This window comes from Streptomyces sp. BBFR102 (assembly GCF_051397025.1).
GTDB lineage: Bacteria > Actinomycetota > Actinomycetes > Streptomycetales > Streptomycetaceae > Streptomyces.
This window is the reverse complement of sequence record NZ_CP195757.1, coordinates 1,533,186-1,551,258: the sequence shown is the minus strand read 5'-3', so window position 1 is coordinate 1,551,258 and position 18,073 is coordinate 1,533,186. Positions and strand designations below refer to the sequence as shown.

At 73.8% G+C, this 18,073-nt stretch carries 11 protein-coding genes, 1 tRNA gene and 1 pseudogene; 12 read left to right on the top strand and 1 reads right to left on the bottom strand.

From position 1 onward, the window contains the following. Positions 1 to 85: 85 nt before the first annotated feature. The 10 genes and pseudogenes from ACSLIC_RS07040 to holA all read left to right on the top strand — a co-directional run bounded on the left by ACSLIC_RS07040 (position 86) and on the right by holA (position 12,871). Positions 86 to 158, top strand: a tRNA-Ala gene (locus ACSLIC_RS07040). 350 nt (positions 159 to 508) lie between these two features. Next, positions 509 to 3,406 (top strand): leucine--tRNA ligase, encoded by a 2,898-nt coding sequence (gene leuS / locus ACSLIC_RS07035; protein WP_436736819.1) that lies wholly within the window; start codon positions 509 to 511, stop codon positions 3,404 to 3,406. Between the two features lie 207 nt (positions 3,407 to 3,613). Further along, positions 3,614 to 4,354 (top strand): hypothetical protein, encoded by a 741-nt coding sequence (locus ACSLIC_RS07030; protein WP_436736818.1) that lies wholly within the window; start codon positions 3,614 to 3,616, stop codon positions 4,352 to 4,354. A 131-nt stretch (positions 4,355 to 4,485) separates the two neighbouring features. Beyond that, a complete protein-coding gene (locus tag ACSLIC_RS07025; protein ID WP_436736817.1) occupies positions 4,486 to 5,334 on the top strand; it encodes a DegV family protein in 849 nt (282 codons plus the stop codon). A gap of 147 nt (positions 5,335 to 5,481) precedes the next feature. Then, a complete protein-coding gene (locus ACSLIC_RS07020; protein WP_436736816.1) occupies positions 5,482 to 6,630 on the top strand; it encodes a helix-hairpin-helix domain-containing protein in 1,149 nt (382 codons plus the stop codon). Between the two features lie 383 nt (positions 6,631 to 7,013). Next, positions 7,014 to 9,710, top strand: a pseudogene (locus tag ACSLIC_RS07015) (ComEC/Rec2 family competence protein); the annotation flags it as partial. A gap of 320 nt (positions 9,711 to 10,030) precedes the next feature. Next, on the top strand, positions 10,031 to 10,258 hold the full coding sequence (locus tag ACSLIC_RS07010; RefSeq protein WP_436740299.1) for an arylamine N-acetyltransferase: 228 nt from the start codon (positions 10,031 to 10,033) through the stop codon (positions 10,256 to 10,258). Between the two features lie 136 nt (positions 10,259 to 10,394). Next, a complete protein-coding gene (locus tag ACSLIC_RS07005) occupies positions 10,395 to 11,282 on the top strand; it encodes a YceI family protein (RefSeq protein WP_436736815.1) in 888 nt (295 codons plus the stop codon). Positions 11,283 to 11,350: 68 nt separating this feature from the next. Continuing rightward, a complete protein-coding gene (locus ACSLIC_RS07000; RefSeq protein ID WP_436736814.1) occupies positions 11,351 to 11,629 on the top strand; it encodes a hypothetical protein in 279 nt (92 codons plus the stop codon). A gap of 252 nt (positions 11,630 to 11,881) precedes the next feature. Further along, positions 11,882 to 12,871, top strand: a complete 990-nt coding sequence (gene holA / locus ACSLIC_RS06995; RefSeq protein WP_436736813.1) for a DNA polymerase III subunit delta — start codon at positions 11,882 to 11,884, stop codon at positions 12,869 to 12,871. A gap of 387 nt (positions 12,872 to 13,258) precedes the next feature. On the opposite strand, the gene rpsT is transcribed toward holA, so the two are convergent. Further along, positions 13,259 to 13,525: a 30S ribosomal protein S20 gene (gene rpsT / locus ACSLIC_RS06990; protein WP_436736812.1), complete on the bottom strand. Its 267-nt coding sequence runs from the start codon at positions 13,523 to 13,525 to the stop codon at positions 13,259 to 13,261. 291 nt (positions 13,526 to 13,816) lie between these two features. On the opposite strand from rpsT, the gene lepA reads away from it, so the two are divergent. Next, positions 13,817 to 15,688, top strand: a complete 1,872-nt coding sequence (gene lepA, locus ACSLIC_RS06985) for a translation elongation factor 4 (RefSeq protein WP_436736811.1) — start codon at positions 13,817 to 13,819, stop codon at positions 15,686 to 15,688. Between the two features lie 447 nt (positions 15,689 to 16,135). Continuing rightward, entirely contained in the window at positions 16,136 to 18,022 is a 1,887-nt protein-coding gene (locus ACSLIC_RS06980; protein ID WP_436736810.1) for an AMP-dependent synthetase/ligase, read from the top strand. Positions 18,023 to 18,073: the final 51 nt, after the last annotated feature.

The window sequence follows — 18,073 nt, the reverse complement described above, 5'->3', positions numbered from 1 at the left end:
CGCCGTCGGGAAAGGATTTGGTGGAAACCCGTGGAGCCCGCTAATGTTGTCGACGTCGCCGGGGGAACCGGAAAGACAGCAGCAAGGGGCTATAGCTCAGTTGGTAGAGCGCCTGCATGGCATGCAGGAGGTCAGGAGTTCAATTCTCCTTAGCTCCACAGGAGAGAGATCCGGAAACGGACTCTCATCCACCGAAGTCGAAGCGGGCCACCCGGACAGGGTGGCCCGCTTCTTCGTGTGCCCGCCCCCCCCGCGAGCCGTGCGGGCCCGGTGACCGCTGCGGTACCCTGACGCCATGCGTGCTGTACGCCTTCTGCTTACCGAGCCGCGCTGATCAAGAGCCGGACCCCGGACGACGGGGCCGGAACCAGCGCGGCCACCCCCTCCTGTGCGAGGGGTTTTTTCATTGGGCGGCGGCTCCGGTTCCGGGGCACGGCCGCCGGGCGGAGCCTCGGGGGCCCGCCCCGCCGGAAGCGTGAGCAGAGACGACCGATGGAGCTTGAGGATCATGAGCGAGACGAATTCCCCCGCGTCCTCCGCGGAGGGTGCCACCGCGCCGCACCGCTACACGGCGGCGATGGCCGCCGAGATCGAGGCACGCTGGCAGGACTTCTGGGACGCCGAGGGCACCTACGAGGCGCCGAACCCCACCGGTGACCTGGCCGGGGACCCGGAGCTGGCGGCCCGCCCCAAGAAGTTCATCATGGACATGTTCCCGTACCCCTCCGGTGCTGGCCTGCACGTCGGCCACCCGCTGGGCTACATCGCGACCGACGTCTACGCCCGCTTCCAGCGGATGACCGGCCACAACGTCCTGCACACCCTCGGCTTCGACGCCTTCGGCCTGCCCGCCGAGCAGTACGCCGTACAGACCGGCACGCACCCGCGCACCTCCACCGAGGCCAACATGGCCAACATGCGCGCGCAGCTGCGCCGCCTGGGCCTGGGCCACGACAACCGCCGCTCGTTCGCCACGATCGACCCCGAGTACTACAAGTGGACGCAGTGGATCTTCCTGAAGATCTTCAACTCCTGGTACGACGAGGAGGCCGGCCGCGCCCGGCCCATCGAGGAGCTGATCGCCCAGTTCGCCAACGGTGAGCGCGTCGCCGTCGAGGGCCGTGACTGGGCCGGTCTGGACGCCCGCGAGCGCGCCGAGGTGCTGGGCCGGTACCGGCTGGCCTACGCCTCCGACGCGCCCGTCAACTGGGCGCCGGGCCTGGGTACCGTGCTGGCCAACGAGGAGGTCACCTCCGAGGGCCGCTCCGAGCGCGGCAACTTCCCCGTCTTCAAGGCGAAGCTGCGCCAGTGGAACATGCGCATCACCGCCTACGCCGACCGCCTGCTGGACGACCTGGACGGGCTGGACTGGCCCGAGGCGATCAAGCTGCAGCAGCGGAACTGGATCGGCCGCTCCGAGGGCGCCCGCGTCGACTTCCCCTTCGACGGGGAGCACACGGGCAAGGCCGTCACCGTCTTCACCACCCGCCAGGACACGCTGTTCGGCGCCACCTACATGGTGCTGGCGCCCGAGCACGAGCTGGTCGACGAGATCGTCCCGGCCGCCTGGCCCGACGGCACCCGCGAGAGCTGGACCGGCGGCCACGCCACCCCGGCCGAGGCGGTGGAGAAGTACCGCGCCTTCGCCGCCGGCAAGTCCGACGTGGAGCGGCAGGCCGACGCCAAGGAGAAGACCGGCGTCTTCACCGGCGCGTACGCGGTCAACCCGGTCAGCGGCGAGCACGTCCCGGTCTTCATCGCCGACTACGTCCTGATGGGGTACGGCACCGGCGCGATCATGGCCGTCCCGGCGCACGACAGCCGCGACTTCGCCTTCGCCCGCGCCTTCGACCTGCCGATCCGCTGCGTCGTCGAGCCCACGGACGGCCGCTCGGCCGACCCGATCACCTGGGACGACGCCTTCAACTCGTACGACGCGAAGCTGAGGGCCTCCGCCAACGCCGAGATCAGCCTGGACGGGCTGGACGTCACCACCGCCAAGGCCCGCATCACCGGCTGGCTGCGCGAGCGCGGCATCGGCGAGGGCACTGTCAACTACCGCCTGCGCGACTGGCTGTTCAGCCGCCAGCGGTACTGGGGCGAGCCCTTCCCGATCGTCTACGACGAGGACGGCGTCGCCCACGCGCTGCCCGAGTCGATGCTGCCGCTGGAGCTGCCCGAGGTCGAGGACTACAGCCCGCGCACCTTCGACCCGGACGACGCCGACACCCAGCCGGAGACCCCGCTCTCCCGCAACGAGGACTGGGTCAACGTCACCCTGGACCTGGGTGACGGCCCGAAGAAGTACCGCCGCGAGACCAACACCATGCCCAACTGGGCCGGCTCCTGCTGGTACGAGCTGCGCTACCTGGACCCGCACAACGACCAGCGGCTGGTCGACCCGGAGACCGAGAAGTACTGGATGGGCCCGCGCGAGGGCATGCCCGGCGGCGGTGTCGACCTGTACATCGGCGGCGCCGAGCACGCCGTGCTGCACCTGCTGTACGCCCGCTTCTGGTCCAAGGTGCTGTTCGACCTGGGGTACATCTCCTCCTCGGAGCCGTTCCACAAGCTCTACAACCAGGGCATGATCCAGGCGTACGTCTACCGCGACAGCCGGGGCATCCCGGTCCCGGCCGCCGAGGTCGAGGAGCGCGACGGCACCTTCTGGTACCAGGGCGAGCAGGTCTCCCGGCTGCTGGGCAAGATGGGCAAGTCCCTGAAGAACGCCGTCACCCCGGACGAGATCTGCGCCGAGTACGGCGCCGACACGCTGCGGCTGTACGAGATGGCCATGGGGCCGCTGGACGTCTCCCGGCCGTGGGACACCCGCGCCGTGGTCGGCCAGTACCGGCTGCTGCAGCGGCTGTGGCGGAACGTCGTCGACGAGGCGTCCGGTGAGGTGTCGGTGGCGGACGTGGCCGAGCCGGAGGTCGGCACCGACACGCTGCGCGCCCTGAACAAGGCGATCGACGGCGTCACCCAGGACATGGCGGCGCTGCGGTTCAACACCGCCATCGCCAAGGTCACGGAGCTGAACAACTTCCTGACCAAGGCCGACGGGCCGGTGCCGCGCCCGGTGGCGGAGAAGCTGGTGCTGCTGATCGCTCCGCTCGCCCCGCACATCGCCGAGGAGCTGTGGCGGCGCCTGGGCCACCAGGACTCCGTCGTCCACCAGGAGCTGCCGGCCGCCGACCCCGCGTACCTGGTCGACGAGGCGGTCACCTGTGTCGTCCAGATCAAGGGCAAGGTCAAGGCCCGCCTGGAGGTCTCCCCGTCCATCTCCGAGGCCGACCTGGAGCAGACCGCCCTCGCCGACGAGCGGGTCCGGGCCGCGCTGGGCGGGGCCGGTGTCCGCAAGGTCATCGTCCGCGCCCCCAAGCTGGTCAACATCGTCCCCGCCTGACGACGACCCGGAGCCCGGCGCCCTCCCCGACACGGGAGAGCGCCGGGCTCCGGCGCGCCCGCCCCGGGAATCTCTCTCCCCTCGGGGGAAGGCCACGGAACCGGCGAAGGCTCCTTTGCGTTTACGGTGGGAGGGGGCGGCCCGGAGCGGACGGCAGGCCGCGCGACCCCCGCAGCCAGGCCCGCGCGTCCACTGGAGGATCACCCCATGGAGACCATCACCATCATGGCGCTGATCTTCTTCCTGCTGGTCGCCGTCGCGGTGTACGCCACGGTGAAGGCGGTCAAGGCCGCCAAGCGGGGCGTCGACCGCACCATCGACCAGGCCCGCCGCTCCGTAGAGGACACCGCCCTGCGCGCCCGCACCTTCGCCCGGCCGGGACCGGCGGGCGAGGCGGCCCAGCTCCGGCTCACCCTGCGCACCTCGATGCGCGTCACCCAGGACGCCCTGGCCGCCCGGCGGGCCGAGGACGCCTCGCTGAAGGAGACGGCCGCCCTCTTCGACCGGCTCAGCTCCCACGGCCACCAGCTCGACGACGAACTGCGCCGCCTCGAACAGGACCCGGACCGCGACGAGATCGCCCGCCGCCTGCCCGCCCTGCGCCGCCGCACCGAGCAGATCACCGAAGCCGCCACCTCACTCCGCTCGGCCCTGCGCGACCGTGCCCACCACGACAGCGAGGACGACCTCGGCGAACTGGCCGAGCAGATCCGCGTCGAGTCCGGCGCGCTGCGCCACTGGACCGCCGAACCGGCGCCCGCCGCCCACCAGAAGCCCGAGCCGTGGCCCGAGCCGGAGCGTACCGAGGGCGGCACGCCCATGCAGACCTGGCCGGAAACACCCGGCTCGCACACCGCGCCGACCCCCACCGCCATCGACCCCGCCACCCAGCGCACGCCCTACCCGTGGGAGCGGCAGAGGCGGCGGGACGCCGAGCGGGAGCGGTGAGGAGCCTTCCGGTTCGCCGCTGAGCTGGGGGTACGCGGTCCCTGTGGGGGTTCCGTGGCCGACGTGAAGATGATCTTGTCGAGGTGGTCCGGGGCTGCCGGGGCGGGCCCCCGGCGGGTAACCTCCAGGCCATGTCCCGCCATGTCGCGATCGTCACCGATTCCACGGCCTACCTGCCCCACCGGGAGTCGGAGCGGCACCGGATCACCTCCGTCCCGCTGACCGTCGTCCTGGGCGAGGAGGTGCTGGAGGAAGGCACGGAGTCCTCCGCCCGGGCGCTGGAGCAGGCGATGCGCAAGCGGCTTCCGGTGACCACCTCCCGGCCCGCGCCCGAGCAGTTCGCCCGCGCCTACGCGGCGCTCGCCGCCGACGGAGCCGACGAGATCGTCTCGCTCCACCTCTCCGCCGAGCTCTCCGGGACCTACGACGCGGCCGTCCTCGCCGCGCGGGAGTCACCCGTCCCGGTCCGGGTGGTCGACACCGGGATGGTCGCCATGGCGCTGGGCTTCTGCGCGCTGGCCGCAGCCGAGGCGACCGCGAAGGGCGCGGGCGCCGACGAGGCGGTGGCGGCGGTCCGTGCACGCGCCGCCGGAAGTACGGCGCTGTTCTGCGTCGACACCCTCGAACACCTGCGGCGGGGTGGCCGTATCGGCGCCGCCCAGGCGTTGCTCGGCTCGGCGCTCGCCGTCAAGCCGATCCTCCAACTGGCGGACGGTGTGATCCAGCTGAAGGAGAAGGTGCGGACCTCGGGGAAGGCCCTGGCCCGGCTGGAGGAACTGGTCGCCGAACGGGCGGCTGAGGCGGGCATGGTCGACGTCGCCGTCCACCACCTGGCGGCCGGGGAGAAGGCCACGGCACTCGCGGAGCGGCTGGCGGAACGTCTCGGCGGGGTCGGCGAGCTGTACGTGAGCGAGGTCGGCGCGGTGATCGGGGCGCACACCGGGCCGGGGCTGGTGGGGGTCGTGGTGTCCCCCCGGTAGCCCGGTAGCCCGGCAGAGAAGGCACCCCTGGTGCCCCTGGCGGCCGGAGTGAGCCCTGTGGGTGACGGAGTTGTCCACAAGCGTCGCGTTCTCCCCTGAAAACGACCAAGATCCACTTCTTCGCGCGGCCTTCTCTACGGTCGCCGCATGGTGCTGAGAACTTCGCTCTTCGGGGTGGGTGTCCGGGATGGGCAGGGCAGAGACGGCGAGCGCGCCCGGGAGGGCGCGGACGACGCGGTACGGGTGCGCGCGCAGGCCCTGTTGGGGGCGGGCGGGCCTGCCGGGGAGCGGCCGGAACGCGAGGAGCCGCCCGACCGGGCCCCGGAGGAGGTCGGGTGGGACGACGACCGGCGGATCGTGGGACACCCGTGGTGGCGGCCGGACCCGGAGGAGGTCGGGCGGGACGCTCGGCACGAGGTGACGGGCGGCGCCGGTGCGGCGGAACGGGAGCCCGGCCAGGAGACCGGACCCCGGCCTCGCACGGAAGAGGGCCCCTCCGACCCTGACGGGACCTCCTCCGGGCCGGGAGGAACTGCCGCGTTGCGCGAGCGGCTCCCCGCCGAGTCGGCCGAGCGGCCCCGCCCGGTCTCCGGGCGACCGCCGTTCGGCAAGCGCGGCTGGGGCGGGCTGCCGGTGCTGCTGCGGGCCCGCTGCGGGATGGAGTGGCGCAGCGTCGCGGCGCTGGTGGTCGTCGTGGTGGTGGCGGTGGTGTGGGCCGCCCAGCACTTCTGGACGGGGCGCCCGGAGCCCGTGCGGGTGCCCGAGGCCGTCTCGCGGAAGGCCTCCGAGACCCCGGGAGCGGCCGAGGGGCCTCCGGCGCCGGAGTCGACGCCGGCTCCGGCGCCGCCCTCGCCGGGGGCCGGTCCGCTCGTGGTCGACGTGAGCGGGAAGGTGGCACGGCCCGGGGTGCACCGGTTGCCCGCCGGTTCCCGGGTGGAGGACGCGCTGGAGGCGGCGGGCGGGGTCCGCCCGGGGACGGACACCTCCGGGCTCAACCGGGCCAGGCTCCTGACCGACGGGGAGCAGGTGGCGGTGGGCGTCGACCCGGCTCCCGGTCCTGGCCCGGTGGCCGGGGCGGTACCGGGTGCGCCCGGTACCGCCGCCGGGCCGATCAGCCTGGGGACGGCCACCGCCGAGCAGTTGGAGACGCTGCCCGGCGTGGGCCCCGTGCTCGCGGCGGCGATCATCGCCTACCGCACCGAGAACGGCGGCTTCCGGTCGGTGGATCAGCTGCGCGACGTACGCGGCATCGGCGACCGGCGCTTCGAGGACCTGCGGGAGCTGGTGCGGCCATGAGGAGTGGGGGCGAGCGGGGCGCCCGGGACGGACTGGACGACCGGGACGGCCTGGCGGCCGGGGGAGGGCCGGAGGGGCTGGGCGGTGGGGACGAGCCGACTGGCGGGGGCGAGTTGTCCGGTCGGGAGTGGTCCGCCTGGCGGTGTGGGTGGGCCGGGGGCGGTGAGCTGGGGGCCGAGGAGGAGCGGGGTGCCCGGGGCGGGCCGGAGGTCGGGGGCGAGCCGGTTGTCCGGGGCGAGCCGGTTGTCCGGGGTGAGCCGACGGCCGGGGGCCGGGCGAGCGGCCGAGGCGGGCCGGGCGGCCGAGGGGGCGCCCGCGCGCGGGGCCATGGCGCAGCGGGCGGGCCGTCCGGTCGGGGAGAGCCGGACCGTCGGCATCCGGGCGTGGGGAGAGCCGCCGGCGGTGCGGGGGAGCGGGGGCCGGTGGATCTGCGGCTGGCGGTGCCCGCGCTGGCCGCTTGGGCCGCTGCCGCGTTGCTGGTCGGGGCGGGGCCCGGGTGGGCGTGGGGCGTGGCGGGGGTGGCGCTGTCGGGGGCCGGGTGGGTACTGGCCGGGACGGGGGGTCGGCGGGCCGCGCGTGGACGTGGCCGGTTCAGGGAGCGGGGCGGGGCGGAAGTGGGCGGGGACAAGGAGGCCGGACAGGGTGGGCTCGGGCAGGGAAGGCCAGCGCCGTTCGGCAGGGGTGGCCTTCGGGGGAGTGGGGCGCCCGGGAGGTGGCTCACGCCGGGGATGCGGGGGCGCGGGAGACGCGGGGCGGGGACGCCGGAGGTTTCCGGTGGAGCGCGGGCACCGCTGTCCGCCGTGGAGAAGGCGCCGGTGCCGGGGCCCCGGCGGACCAGGCTCTGTGTCGCGGCGGCCCTGATCTGTGCGACGGCCGGTGCCGCGTCGGCCGGGCTGCACGGGGCCGACCGCCACCGGGGGCCCGTGCCCGAGCTGGCCGAGCGGCACGCGCGGGTGACTGCCGAGGTGGAGGTGACGGGGGACGCCCGCCCGATGCGGCAGCCCGGGGGGACGGCCGGGGACGAGTCGGGGAGGCCGCCCTCGCTGCTGATCGACGGCCGCATCGTCGAAGTGGCGGCGGCCGGCGGCACACGGGTGCGGACGCGGACGCCGGTGCTGCTGGTCGTGCCCGTCCCCGACCGGGCGGACGGCGGCCGGTGGCGCGAGCTGCTGCCGTCGACGCGCCTGCGGCTGACCGGACGGCTCGCCCCGCCGTTCGACGCGGGCGGGCCCCACGCCGCCGTCCTGAGACCGGCCAGGCCGGGCCCGCCCGAGGTGACCGGCGCGCCCAGCCGCCTCCAACGGATCGCGGGGGAGCTGCGCGCCGGTCTCCGTACCGCCTCCGACGGACTGGAGGCGGACGCCCGGGCGCTGCTGCCCGCCCTCGTCGTCGGAGACACCGGGCGGGTCCCGGACGACCTGCGGGAGGCTTTCCGGGCCACCGACCTGACCCACCTCATGGCGGTCAGCGGCTCCAACCTCACCATCGTGCTGGCCCTGCTCATCGGGCCGCCGGGCCGCGCCCACCGGGCCGAACGCGGCGGGCTGGCCCCGCTGCTCGGGCTCGGACTGCGCACCACGGCCGTCGCGGGCGGGGCGCTGACCCTCGCCTTCGTCGTGGTCTGCCGCCCGGAACCCAGCGTGGTGCGGGCCGCCGCCTGCGGAGCCGTGACCCTGCTGGCCGTCGCCACCGGACGGCGCCGGAGCCTGGTCCCGGCGCTCGCCGCCGCGGTGCTGCTGCTCTCCCTGTGGGACCCGTGGCTGGCGCGCGGGTACGGCTTCCTGCTGTCCGTCCTCGCCACGGGGGCGCTGTTGCTGCTCGCACCCCGCTGGAGCCAGGCGCTCCGCGAGCGGGGCATGCCGGCCCGGATCGCCGAGGCGGTGGGGGCGGCCGCGGCGGCACAGGCGGTCTGCGCCCCGGTCGTCGCCGTGCTGTCGGCGCGCGTCGGGCTGGTCGCGGTCCCCTGCAACCTGCTCGCCGAGTTCGCCGTGGCCCCGGCCACCGTGCTCGGCTTCGCCGCCCTGGCCCTTGCTCCCGTGTTCCCCGGCGCCGCCGAACCGGTCGCCCGGGCCGCGGGCTGGCCCACCGGGTGGATCGCCGAGGTGGCGCGTACGGGGGCGGCGCTGCCGGGGGCCGGGCTCGACTGGCCCGGCGGCTGGAGAGGCGGGGCGCTGCTGGCCGCCGTGACGGTGGCCGTGGTTCTGGCGGCCCGGCGCATGCTGCGAGGGCGGCGCCTGGTCGCGGTCGCCGTCGCGGTACTGCTGGTGCTGTTCGTGGTACAGCCGCCCGGCGTGACCCGCCTCGTCACCGGGTGGCCTCCTGCGGGGTGGCGGATGGTCCTCTGCGACGTGGGGCAGGGCGACGCGCTGGTCCTGTCCGCCGGGCCGGGCGCGGCCGTCGTCGTCGACACGGGCCCCGATCCGCTGGCGGTCGACCGGTGCCTGCGGGTGCTCGGGATCAGCCGCGTGCCCCTGGTCGTCCTGACCCACCACCACGCCGACCACACCGGCGGCCTGGCCGGGGTCCTGCGCGGCCGTTCGGTCGGCCTGGTCGAGACGACCGCCCTGGCCGAGCCGCCGGCGCAGGCAGCGCTGGTCCGCCGCACCGCGGCCGGAGCCGGCGTCCCGGTGCGGGTCGCCGCCGCGGGGGAGGCGCGCCGGGCGGAGGGCGGGCTCGGCTGGGAAGTGCTCTGGCCGCCCGCCCGGCCCGCCAGGCCGCCGGACGGGGCCAACGACGCGAGCCTCACCCTGCTGGTCCGCACCGCCGGGCTCACCCTGCTGCTCCTCGGGGACCTGGAGCCGCCGGGGCAGCGGGCACTGGCCCGGACCGGGCGGGTTCCGGCGGACGTCGACGTGCTCAAGGTCGCGCACCACGGCTCCGCGCACCAGGACCCCGGGCTCCTGGAGGCCGCCTCGCCCCGCCTCGCCCTGGTCTCGGTCGGTGCGGACAACGGCTACGGCCACCCGGCACCGAGCACGCTCGCCGCCTTCCGCGAGCGGGGCGTCCCGGTCCACCGGACCGACCGGCAGGGCGACATCGCGGTGCTGGGCGGCGGCGACGGCGGCGAGGCCGCCCGGCCCGGGGCCCGCACCACGGGCGACGCACCCCCGCTGCGAGTCGCCACCCGCGCCGGGAACGCCGTCGAAGCCGGCCCGGTCGAAGCCAGGACGGGAAGCGGAGGGGAGGCGTCTGCCGGGGCCGGGGGCCCCAGCGCGAGTTCAGCCGTGGACGAACGGCCGCCGGGCGCGCCGGGCCGGGCCGACCGCCCCGGGCGCGCCGGAGAACCGGCCCATGGACGCCACCTCGACCGGCCCCTGCCGCCGCCGTCCGCGCGCCGACCGTCCGGCCCGTCCCGGCGCCTCCGCCCCGCACGGCCTGCCCCGGGCCACAACTGCCGGCGGTGCCGTTCGAGAACCTCTCCGTCCACCTCGGCGAGGAGATCCGGCTCGACGGGGGCGGCCTCACGGAGAAGACCACCACGCGCCGCCGGGGAGGCTTCTGCCGCGAACTCGACGCGACTTCGGCATGGAACTCGTCGGCGTCCCCGCCCCGCCCCGGTGCCGGGCGGGGCGGACCGACGGGCGGCTGGTGGCCGGTACGGGTGTCCCGCACCGTCAAGTACCTTTAGTTCGACGGAAGTTGGGAGAGCGGGGGTGGTTGCTGGTGATTCGGACAGTGAGGAGTGGGTTGCCCCGAAAGTAGGGGCGATGATCGAATGGGTGAGCTAAACGGCAGTTGTTCCGCGGCGTTGGAGGGTGGTCCTCATGTTCGGCTTCGGTGCGAAGCGGCGGGCTCGGCAGGCGGCGGGGCCGCTCTCCACCGTCGGGGTGCCGCCCACGGCCGGTGTGCTCAGCGGGCGGATCGTGGACGGTGAACAGCGGGACGAGCCCGTGCGGCACGCCGAGTTCACCCTCTCCGATTCGCTGGGGCGGACCGCGATCGAGGGCGGGCTCGACCCGTACGGCTCGTTCGTGGCGACCGTGCCGGCGGGGGAGTACCGGTTCGCGGTCTCGGCGCAGGGCCGCCGTCCCTTCCGGTCCTCGATCGTGGTGGAGGAGGGCGGCCACACGGACCTCGGCGACCTCCCGATGGACCACGTCGCGCCGCCGATGCTGCCGGCTCCCGGCGAGTGGGACGTCGAGCCGGCGCACTCCTCGATCGCGTTCACCGCCCGGCACATCGGGATGGCCCGGGTGCACGGCCGGTTCAACGTCTTCGCGGGCGCGGTGCGGATAGCCGAGCGGATGGAGGAGTCGGCGCTGCACGTCGTCATCGACGCCGCCTCGATCGACACCAACGTCCCCGCCCGCGACAAGCACCTGCGCTCGCCCGACTTCCTCGACGCGGCGCGCTTCCCGACGCTGGAGTTCTACGGCGACCGGTTCGTCCACCGGGGCGGCAGCCACTGGGCCGTCACCGGTGCCCTCTCCCTGCACGGTGTCACCCGCACGGTCACGCTGGACACCGAGTACCTCGGGCTCGGCCACGGCGTGGAGGGCGAGACCCGTGCAGCCTGCCGGGCCGTCACCGAACTCCACCGGGACGACTTCACCATCAGCTGGCAGACCATGCTGGCCAAGGGCATCGCGGTCGTCGGGCCCAGCATCTCCATCGAGCTGGACATGCAGATCGTGCCCAAACCCGTCGGCTGACCCGCACGGCCGGGGAGGGGGCTCCGGCCGGTTTCGCCGGGCGGCCGGGCGCCGGTGAGAATGGTCCGGTGAGCCGAGAGAACACCGCCGCCGTCCCCGCCGACGAGGAGCCCCGTCACCTCCTGGTCCTCCCGGACCGCGACGCGGCCGAGGAGGCCGCCGCCGAACTCGCCGACCGCTTCGGCCTCGCCGAGGAACCCCAGCTCGTCCGCGACGCCCTGGCCGGTGAGGACGACGCCGAGGACGCCCAGTGGCTGCTGGTCCTCACCGCCGCCGCCGGCGATCTCGACGCGGCGGGACTGGACGCCTTCGCGGGCGAGTGGGGCGGCTGGCGCGAGGAGCCGTAGGGGGCCCGGCGCTCGGCAGCGGCCTTGTCCTTCCCGCCGACGGTGCGGGGGCTCCTCCGGGCGGGAGGTCGCCCTGCCTCCTCCCGTCAGCGGTCCCGAAGGGCCGATACGCGCGCTGCCCTCCACCGGGGGGTGCCGCCACTGCGCGCCGCCCTCTCCGGTTTCTCCGGCACGCCCCTCCCGAAGGCGCCCCCACGCGGACCGCAGCCGCCCGGCGCTCCGTGTCGGTGGCCCGTGGGATGCTGGACGACGATGCCCAGGAAGACTGCCAACGACGATCCGCTCGCCCCGCTCACCCTCGCCGTGGGCCAGGAGGATCTGCTTCTCGACCGCGCCGTGCAGCAGGTGGTGGCCGCCGCCCGTGCCGCCGACGCCGACACCGACGTGCGCGACCTCACCTCGGACCAGCTCCAGCCCGGCACCCTCGCCGAGCTGACCAGTCCCTCGCTCTTCGCCGAGCGCAAGGTGGTGGTGGTACGCAACGCCCAGGACCTGTCGGCGGACTCGGTCAAGGACGTCAAGGGGTACCTCGGGGCGCCGGTCGAGGAGATCACCCTCGTCCTGCTGCACGCCGGGGGCGCCAAGGGCAAGGGGCTGCTCGACGCGGCCCGCAAGGCGGGGGCCCGCGAGGTCGCCTGCCCGAAGATGACCAAGCCCGCCGACCGGCTGGCGTTCGTCAGGAGCGAGTTCCGGGCGCTGGGGCGGACCGCCACCCCGGAGGCGTCGCAGACGCTGGTCGACGCGATCGGCAGTGACCTGCGGGAGCTGGCCAGCGCGGTGACGCAGCTCGTCGCGGACGTCGAGGGGACCATCGACGAGGCGGTCGTCGGGCGCTACTACACCGGGCGGGCGGAGGCGTCGAGCTTCACCGTGGCCGACCGGGCCGTGGAGGGGCGGACGGCGGAGGCGCTGGAGGCGTTGCGCTGGTCGCTGTCGACCGGGGTGGCGCCGGTGCTCATCACCAGCGCGCTGGCGCAGGGGGTGCGGGCGATCGGGAAGCTCAGCTCCGCACGCGGGGGGCGCCCGGCCGACCTCGCCCGGGAGCTGGGGATGCCGCCCTGGAAGATCGACCGGGTCCGGCAGCAGATGCGGGGCTGGACCCCCGACGGGGTCGCCGCCGCCCTGCGCGCGGTCGCCGCGGCCGACGCCGGGGTCAAGGGGGGCGGGGACGACCCCGAGTACGCCCTGGAGAAGGCGGTCGTCGCCATCGCCACGGCCGCCCGCGCCCGACAGGGGCGTTGAGCCGCCTCCTGGCGGGGGCCCCGCTCGGCCGCCTGCCCGGAGTGGCCTCACCCACCGGCCGGGCTGGTTCTCGGCCCGACGGCGATCGAGGCCGGGCAGTGACCGGCACGCACACCGGCGGTCGGCCGAAGGCAAGCACCCAGCGTCACCCCGGCCCCCGGGGCCGGACCCCGCTCAGGGACACCCCCGGCCGGAAGACAGGCGGCCCGGAACGCCGAAACCCCCGGCCCGCCCTGGGGAAGGGCGGAACGGGGGTTCCGGTCACTGCTGTGCTGGGTCCCGCACCCGCGTGGCGAACGCAGGCCGCGTGCGGGAACCGGGGTGCCGGCCGGGGAGCGGATGAGAGGGCCCGCTGTGGTCCCTGGCCGACGGTCAGGTCAGATCCGGTCAGCCCTTGAGGGCGGCAGTCTGGGTGGCCAGGGCCGACTTCTTGTTGGCGGCCTGGTTCTTGTGGATGACACCCTTGGAGACGGCCTTGTCGAGCTGGCGCGACGCGGCGCGCGTGTACTCGGTGGCCTTCGCCACGTCACCCGCGGCCACGGCCTCACGGGCCTTGCGGACAGCGGTCTTGAGCGACGACTTGACGGCCTTGTTGCGCAGGCGCGCCTTCTCGTTGGTCTTGTTCCGCTTGATCTGGGACTTGATGTTCGCCACGAAAGAGCCCTTACAGGTTCAGGTTGGGTGTTTCCGGTCGTGTCCCGATGCTGAGAGGGCTACGAGACACATCGGGCCAGGCTACCAGCGGCCCCTCCGGCGGCCCAAACCGGTCGCCGGTCCCCGCGCATGGGACGATGGGGGGCCGCGGACCCTGGGGGTCGTGTGCCGGCCCGGTGGGCGCGCCCAGGCGGCGTGAGCCCACCCGAGGTGAGGCGCGTACTGCCCCCGTCCGGCTCCGCGCAGCCCGCCCGCCTCGACGTCTCGACGTCTCAAGAACCAGGACCACGCGTGCCCGCGACCCCCAGCCACGTTCCCGAGCCGAGTCGCACGGACCCGGCGCTGATCCGTAACTTCTGCATCATCGCTCACATCGACCACGGCAAGTCCACGCTGGCCGACCGGATGCTCCAGCTGACCGGTGTCGTCGAGCAGCGTGCGATGCGCGCGCAGTACCTCGACCGGATGGACATCGAGCGCGAGCGCGGCATCACGATCAAGTCGCAGGCCGTGCGCCTGCCCTGGGCGCCCTCCGAGGGCCCCGACCAGGGCAGCACGCACATCCTCAACATGATCGACACCCCGGGCCACGTCGACTTCACCTACGAGGTCTCCCGGTCGCTCGCCGCCTGCGAGGGCACGGTCCTGCTGGTCGACGCGGCACAGGGCATCGAGGCGCAGACCCTCGCCAACCTCTACCTGGCGATGGAGAACGACCTCACGATCATCCCGGTCCTCAACAAGATCGACCTGCCGGCCGCCCAGCCGGAGAAGTTCTCCGAGGAGCTGGCCAACCTCATCGGCTGCGACCCCTCCGACGTGCTCAAGGTCTCCGCCAAGACCGGGCTGGGCGTCGAGGCCCTGCTCGACAAGGTGGTCGCCGAGGTCCCGGCCCCGGTCGGCGTCAAGGACGCCCCGGCCCGCGCGATGATCTTCGACTCGGTCTACGACTCGTACCGCGGCGTGGTCACCTACGTCCGGGTCGTCGACGGGCAGCTCAACAAGCGTGAGCGCATCCGGATGATGTCCACCGGCGCCACCCACGAGCTGCTGGAGATCGGTACCAACTCCCCGGAGATGCTGCCCGCCGACGGGCTCGGCGTGGGTGAGGTCGGCTACCTCATCACCGGGGTGAAGGACGTCCGCCAGTCGAAGGTCGGTGACACGATCACCTCGCTGGCCAAGGGCGCGGAGGAGGCGCTCGGCGGCTACAAGGACCCCAAGCCGATGGTCTTCTCGGGGCTCTACCCGCTGGACGGTTCGGACTACCCGCTGCTGCGCGACGCCCTCGACAAGCTCCAGCTCAACGACGCCGCCCTGGTCTACGAGCCGGAGACCTCCGCCGCGCTCGGCTTCGGCTTCCGCGTCGGCTTCCTCGGCCTGCTCCACCTCGACGTGATCCGCGAGCGGCTGGAGCGGGAGTTCAACCTCGACCTCATCGCCACCGCGCCCAACGTGGTCTACCGGGTCAACATGGAGGACGGCACCGAGCACCAGGTGACCAACCCCAGCGAGTTCCCCGAGGGCAAGATCGCCGAGGTGTACGAGCCGGTGGTGCGCGCCACCATCCTCGCGCCCAGCGAGTTCATCGGCGCGATCATGGAGCTGTGCCAGTCGCGGCGCGGCGTGCTGCTCGGCATGGACTACCTCTCCGAGGACCGGGTCGAGATCCGCTACACCCTGCCGCTGGCCGAGATCGTCTTCGACTTCTTCGACCAGCTGAAGTCCAAGACCCGCGGCTACGCCTCGCTGGACTACGAGCCCACCGGCGAGCAGAGCGCCCACCTGGTGAAGGTCGACATCCTGCTGCACGGCGACAAGGTCGACGCCTTCTCCGCCATCACCCACCGCGACCAGGCGTACGCCTACGGGGTGCGGCTGGTCGCGAAGCTGAAGGAACTGATCCCGCGGCAGGCGTTCGAGGTGCCGGTGCAGGCGGCGATCGGCTCCCGGGTGATCGCCCGCGAGACGATCCGCGCCATCCGCAAGGACGTCCTCGCCAAGTGCTACGGCGGCGACATCTCGCGTAAGCGCAAGCTGCTGGAGAAGCAGAAGGAGGGCAAGAAGCGGATGAAGATGGTGGGCTCGGTCGAGGTCCCGCAGGATGCCTTCATCGCGGTGCTGTCCAGCGACGAGAGTGGTGGCGGCAAGGCCAAGAAGTAACCCCTCGCGGGGGCGAGGCGGAGCGCGGAGGCGCCCGTCCGGCGGTCTGCCGGGCGGGCGCCTCCGCGCGTTCGGGGACGGCGCCCCCAGTAGGCCGGTGGCCGGAATTCGCCGCCCGGACGGTGGGTTCCGCGTGCGGAGCACCGCCCGTGCGCGCCCCGTACGCGGATCGCGGGCGGCGCGCGGCGCGGTGTGGCCGGGCGCGCGGTGTGGCCGGGCGGCGGAGCCGGTGCCGTGTGTGACCGGACGCACGGGGTGCTCCCGGGTTCCCCGGCGGCGGTCGGGGGGATAGTGCCAGGACCAGCAGTTGGTGGAAAGTGACAGGTCGCAGCCTCTTACGTGACGGGCGGTAGCGCTCTACCCTGATCACTGCTCGATGGTTACTCGCAAGTTAAACAACAGCCGCACCACTCAGCAGCACGCACTGTCGCGGGCCCGGAGGATGTCGTGAGCGACGCACAGACCATGATCGAGAACCGGCCGCCCTCTGTGGCCACGCTTTTCCTTGAGCGCGTGGAGGCCACCCCCGACGCCGAGGCGTACCGCTACCCGGTGCCGCCCGCCCAGGACGGCCCGGACGACTGGAAGTCGCTGAGCTGGCAGCAGGCCGCGACCAGGGTCTTCGCCATCGCGGCCGGCCTGATCGAACTCGGCGTCGAGGCCGAGCAGCGGGTCGCCCTCGCCTCCGCCACCCGGGTCGAGTGGGTCCTCGCCGACCTCGGCATCCTCTGCGCCGGAGCCGCGACCACCACCGTCTACCCCTCCACCAACGTCGACGAGGCCGCCTTCATCCTGGCCGACTCCGAGAGCCGCGTGCTCATCGCCGAGGACGCCGAGCAGCTCGCCAAGGCCCGTGAGAAGCGTGCCGAGCTGCCCCACCTCGCCCACGTCGTCGTCCTGGACCAGGCGGGCGTCGAGGCGGCCGACGACGACCCCGAGGGCTGGGTGCTCAGCCTCGCCGACCTGGAGAAGCGCGGCGCCGCCCGGCTGGAGCGGGAGCCCGAGCTGATCAAGGAGCGGGTCGCGGCGATCACCGCCGACCAGCTCGCCACCGTCATCTACACCTCCGGCACCACCGGCCGCCCCAAGGGCGTCCGCCTGCCGCACGACAACTGGTCGTACATGGCGAAGGCCATCGCCGCCACCGGCCTGATCGGCCCCGACGACGTGCAGTACCTGTGGCTGCCGCTCGCCCACGTCTTCGGCAAGGTGCTGACCTCCGGCCAGATCGAGGTCGGCCACGTCACCGCCGTCGACGGCCGCGTCGACAAGATCATCGAGAACCTGCCGGTCGTCCAGCCCACCTACATGGCGGCCGTCCCGCGCATCTTCGAGAAGGTCTACAACGGCGTCGCCGCCAAGGCCCGCGCGGGCGGCGCGGTCAAGTACAAGATCTTCCAGTGGGCCGCCGGGGTCTCCCGCGAGTGGGCCAGGGCCACCCAGGACAACTTCCGCCGCACCGGCAAGGCGTCCGCCCCCGCCGGGCTCGCCGCCCAGCACGCCGTCGCCGACAAGCTCGTCTACGCCAAGATCCGCGAGGCGTTCGGCGGCCGGCTGCGGGCCTGCATCTCCGGTTCCGCCGCGCTCGCCCCCGACATCGGCTTCTTCTTCGCCGGCGCCGGCGTGCACATCCTGGAGGGGTACGGCCTCACCGAGACCAGCGCCGCCTCCTTCGTCAACCCGGGCGAGGCGTACCGCACCGGCACCGTCGGCAAGCCGCTGCCCGGCACCGAGGTCCGGATCGCCGACGACGGCGAGATCCTGCTGCGCGGCCCCGGTGTCATGGAGGGCTACCACCAGCTCCCCGAGAAGACCGCCGAGGTGCTGGAGGGCGACGGCTGGTTCCACACCGGCGACATCGGCGAACTCTCCGCCGACGGCTACCTCAAGATCACCGACCGCAAGAAGGACCTGATCAAGACCTCGGGCGGCAAGTACATCGCCCCCGCCGAGGTCGAGGGCCAGTTCAAGGCGATCTGCCCGTTCGTCTCCAACATCCTGGTGCACGGAGCCGACCGGAACTTCTGCACCGCCCTGATCGCCCTGGACGAGCCGACCCTGCTCGGCTGGGCCAAGGAGCAGCACCTCCCCGCCACCACCTACGCCGAGATCGTCGCCCGCCCCGAGACGCGCAAGCTCGTCGAGGGGTACGTCAACCGCCTCAACGAGGGCCTCCAGCGGTGGCAGACGATCAAGAAGTTCACGCTCCTGCCGCGCGACCTCGACATCGAGCACGGCGAGCTGACCCCCAGCCTCAAGCTGAAGCGGCCCGCCGTCGAGCGTGAGTTCGGGCACCTCATCGACGAGATGTACGCGGGCACCCGCGAAGCCTGATCCGGCCACGCGCCCGCAGAAGCACCCCGCCGGACCCCGGCCGGCCGGTCC

Coding starts and splice junctions, on each gene's coding strand:
- leuS (WP_436736819.1), top strand. CDS start 509: ATGAGCGAGACGAATTCCCCCGCGTCCTCCGCGGAGGGTGCCACCGCG.
- ACSLIC_RS07030 (WP_436736818.1), top strand. CDS start 3,614: ATGGAGACCATCACCATCATGGCGCTGATCTTCTTCCTGCTGGTCGCC.
- holA (WP_436736813.1), top strand. CDS start 11,882: ATGCCCAGGAAGACTGCCAACGACGATCCGCTCGCCCCGCTCACCCTC.
- ACSLIC_RS07025 (WP_436736817.1), top strand. CDS start 4,486: ATGTCCCGCCATGTCGCGATCGTCACCGATTCCACGGCCTACCTGCCC.
- ACSLIC_RS07020 (WP_436736816.1), top strand. CDS start 5,482: ATGGTGCTGAGAACTTCGCTCTTCGGGGTGGGTGTCCGGGATGGGCAG.
- ACSLIC_RS07005 (WP_436736815.1), top strand. CDS start 10,395: ATGTTCGGCTTCGGTGCGAAGCGGCGGGCTCGGCAGGCGGCGGGGCCG.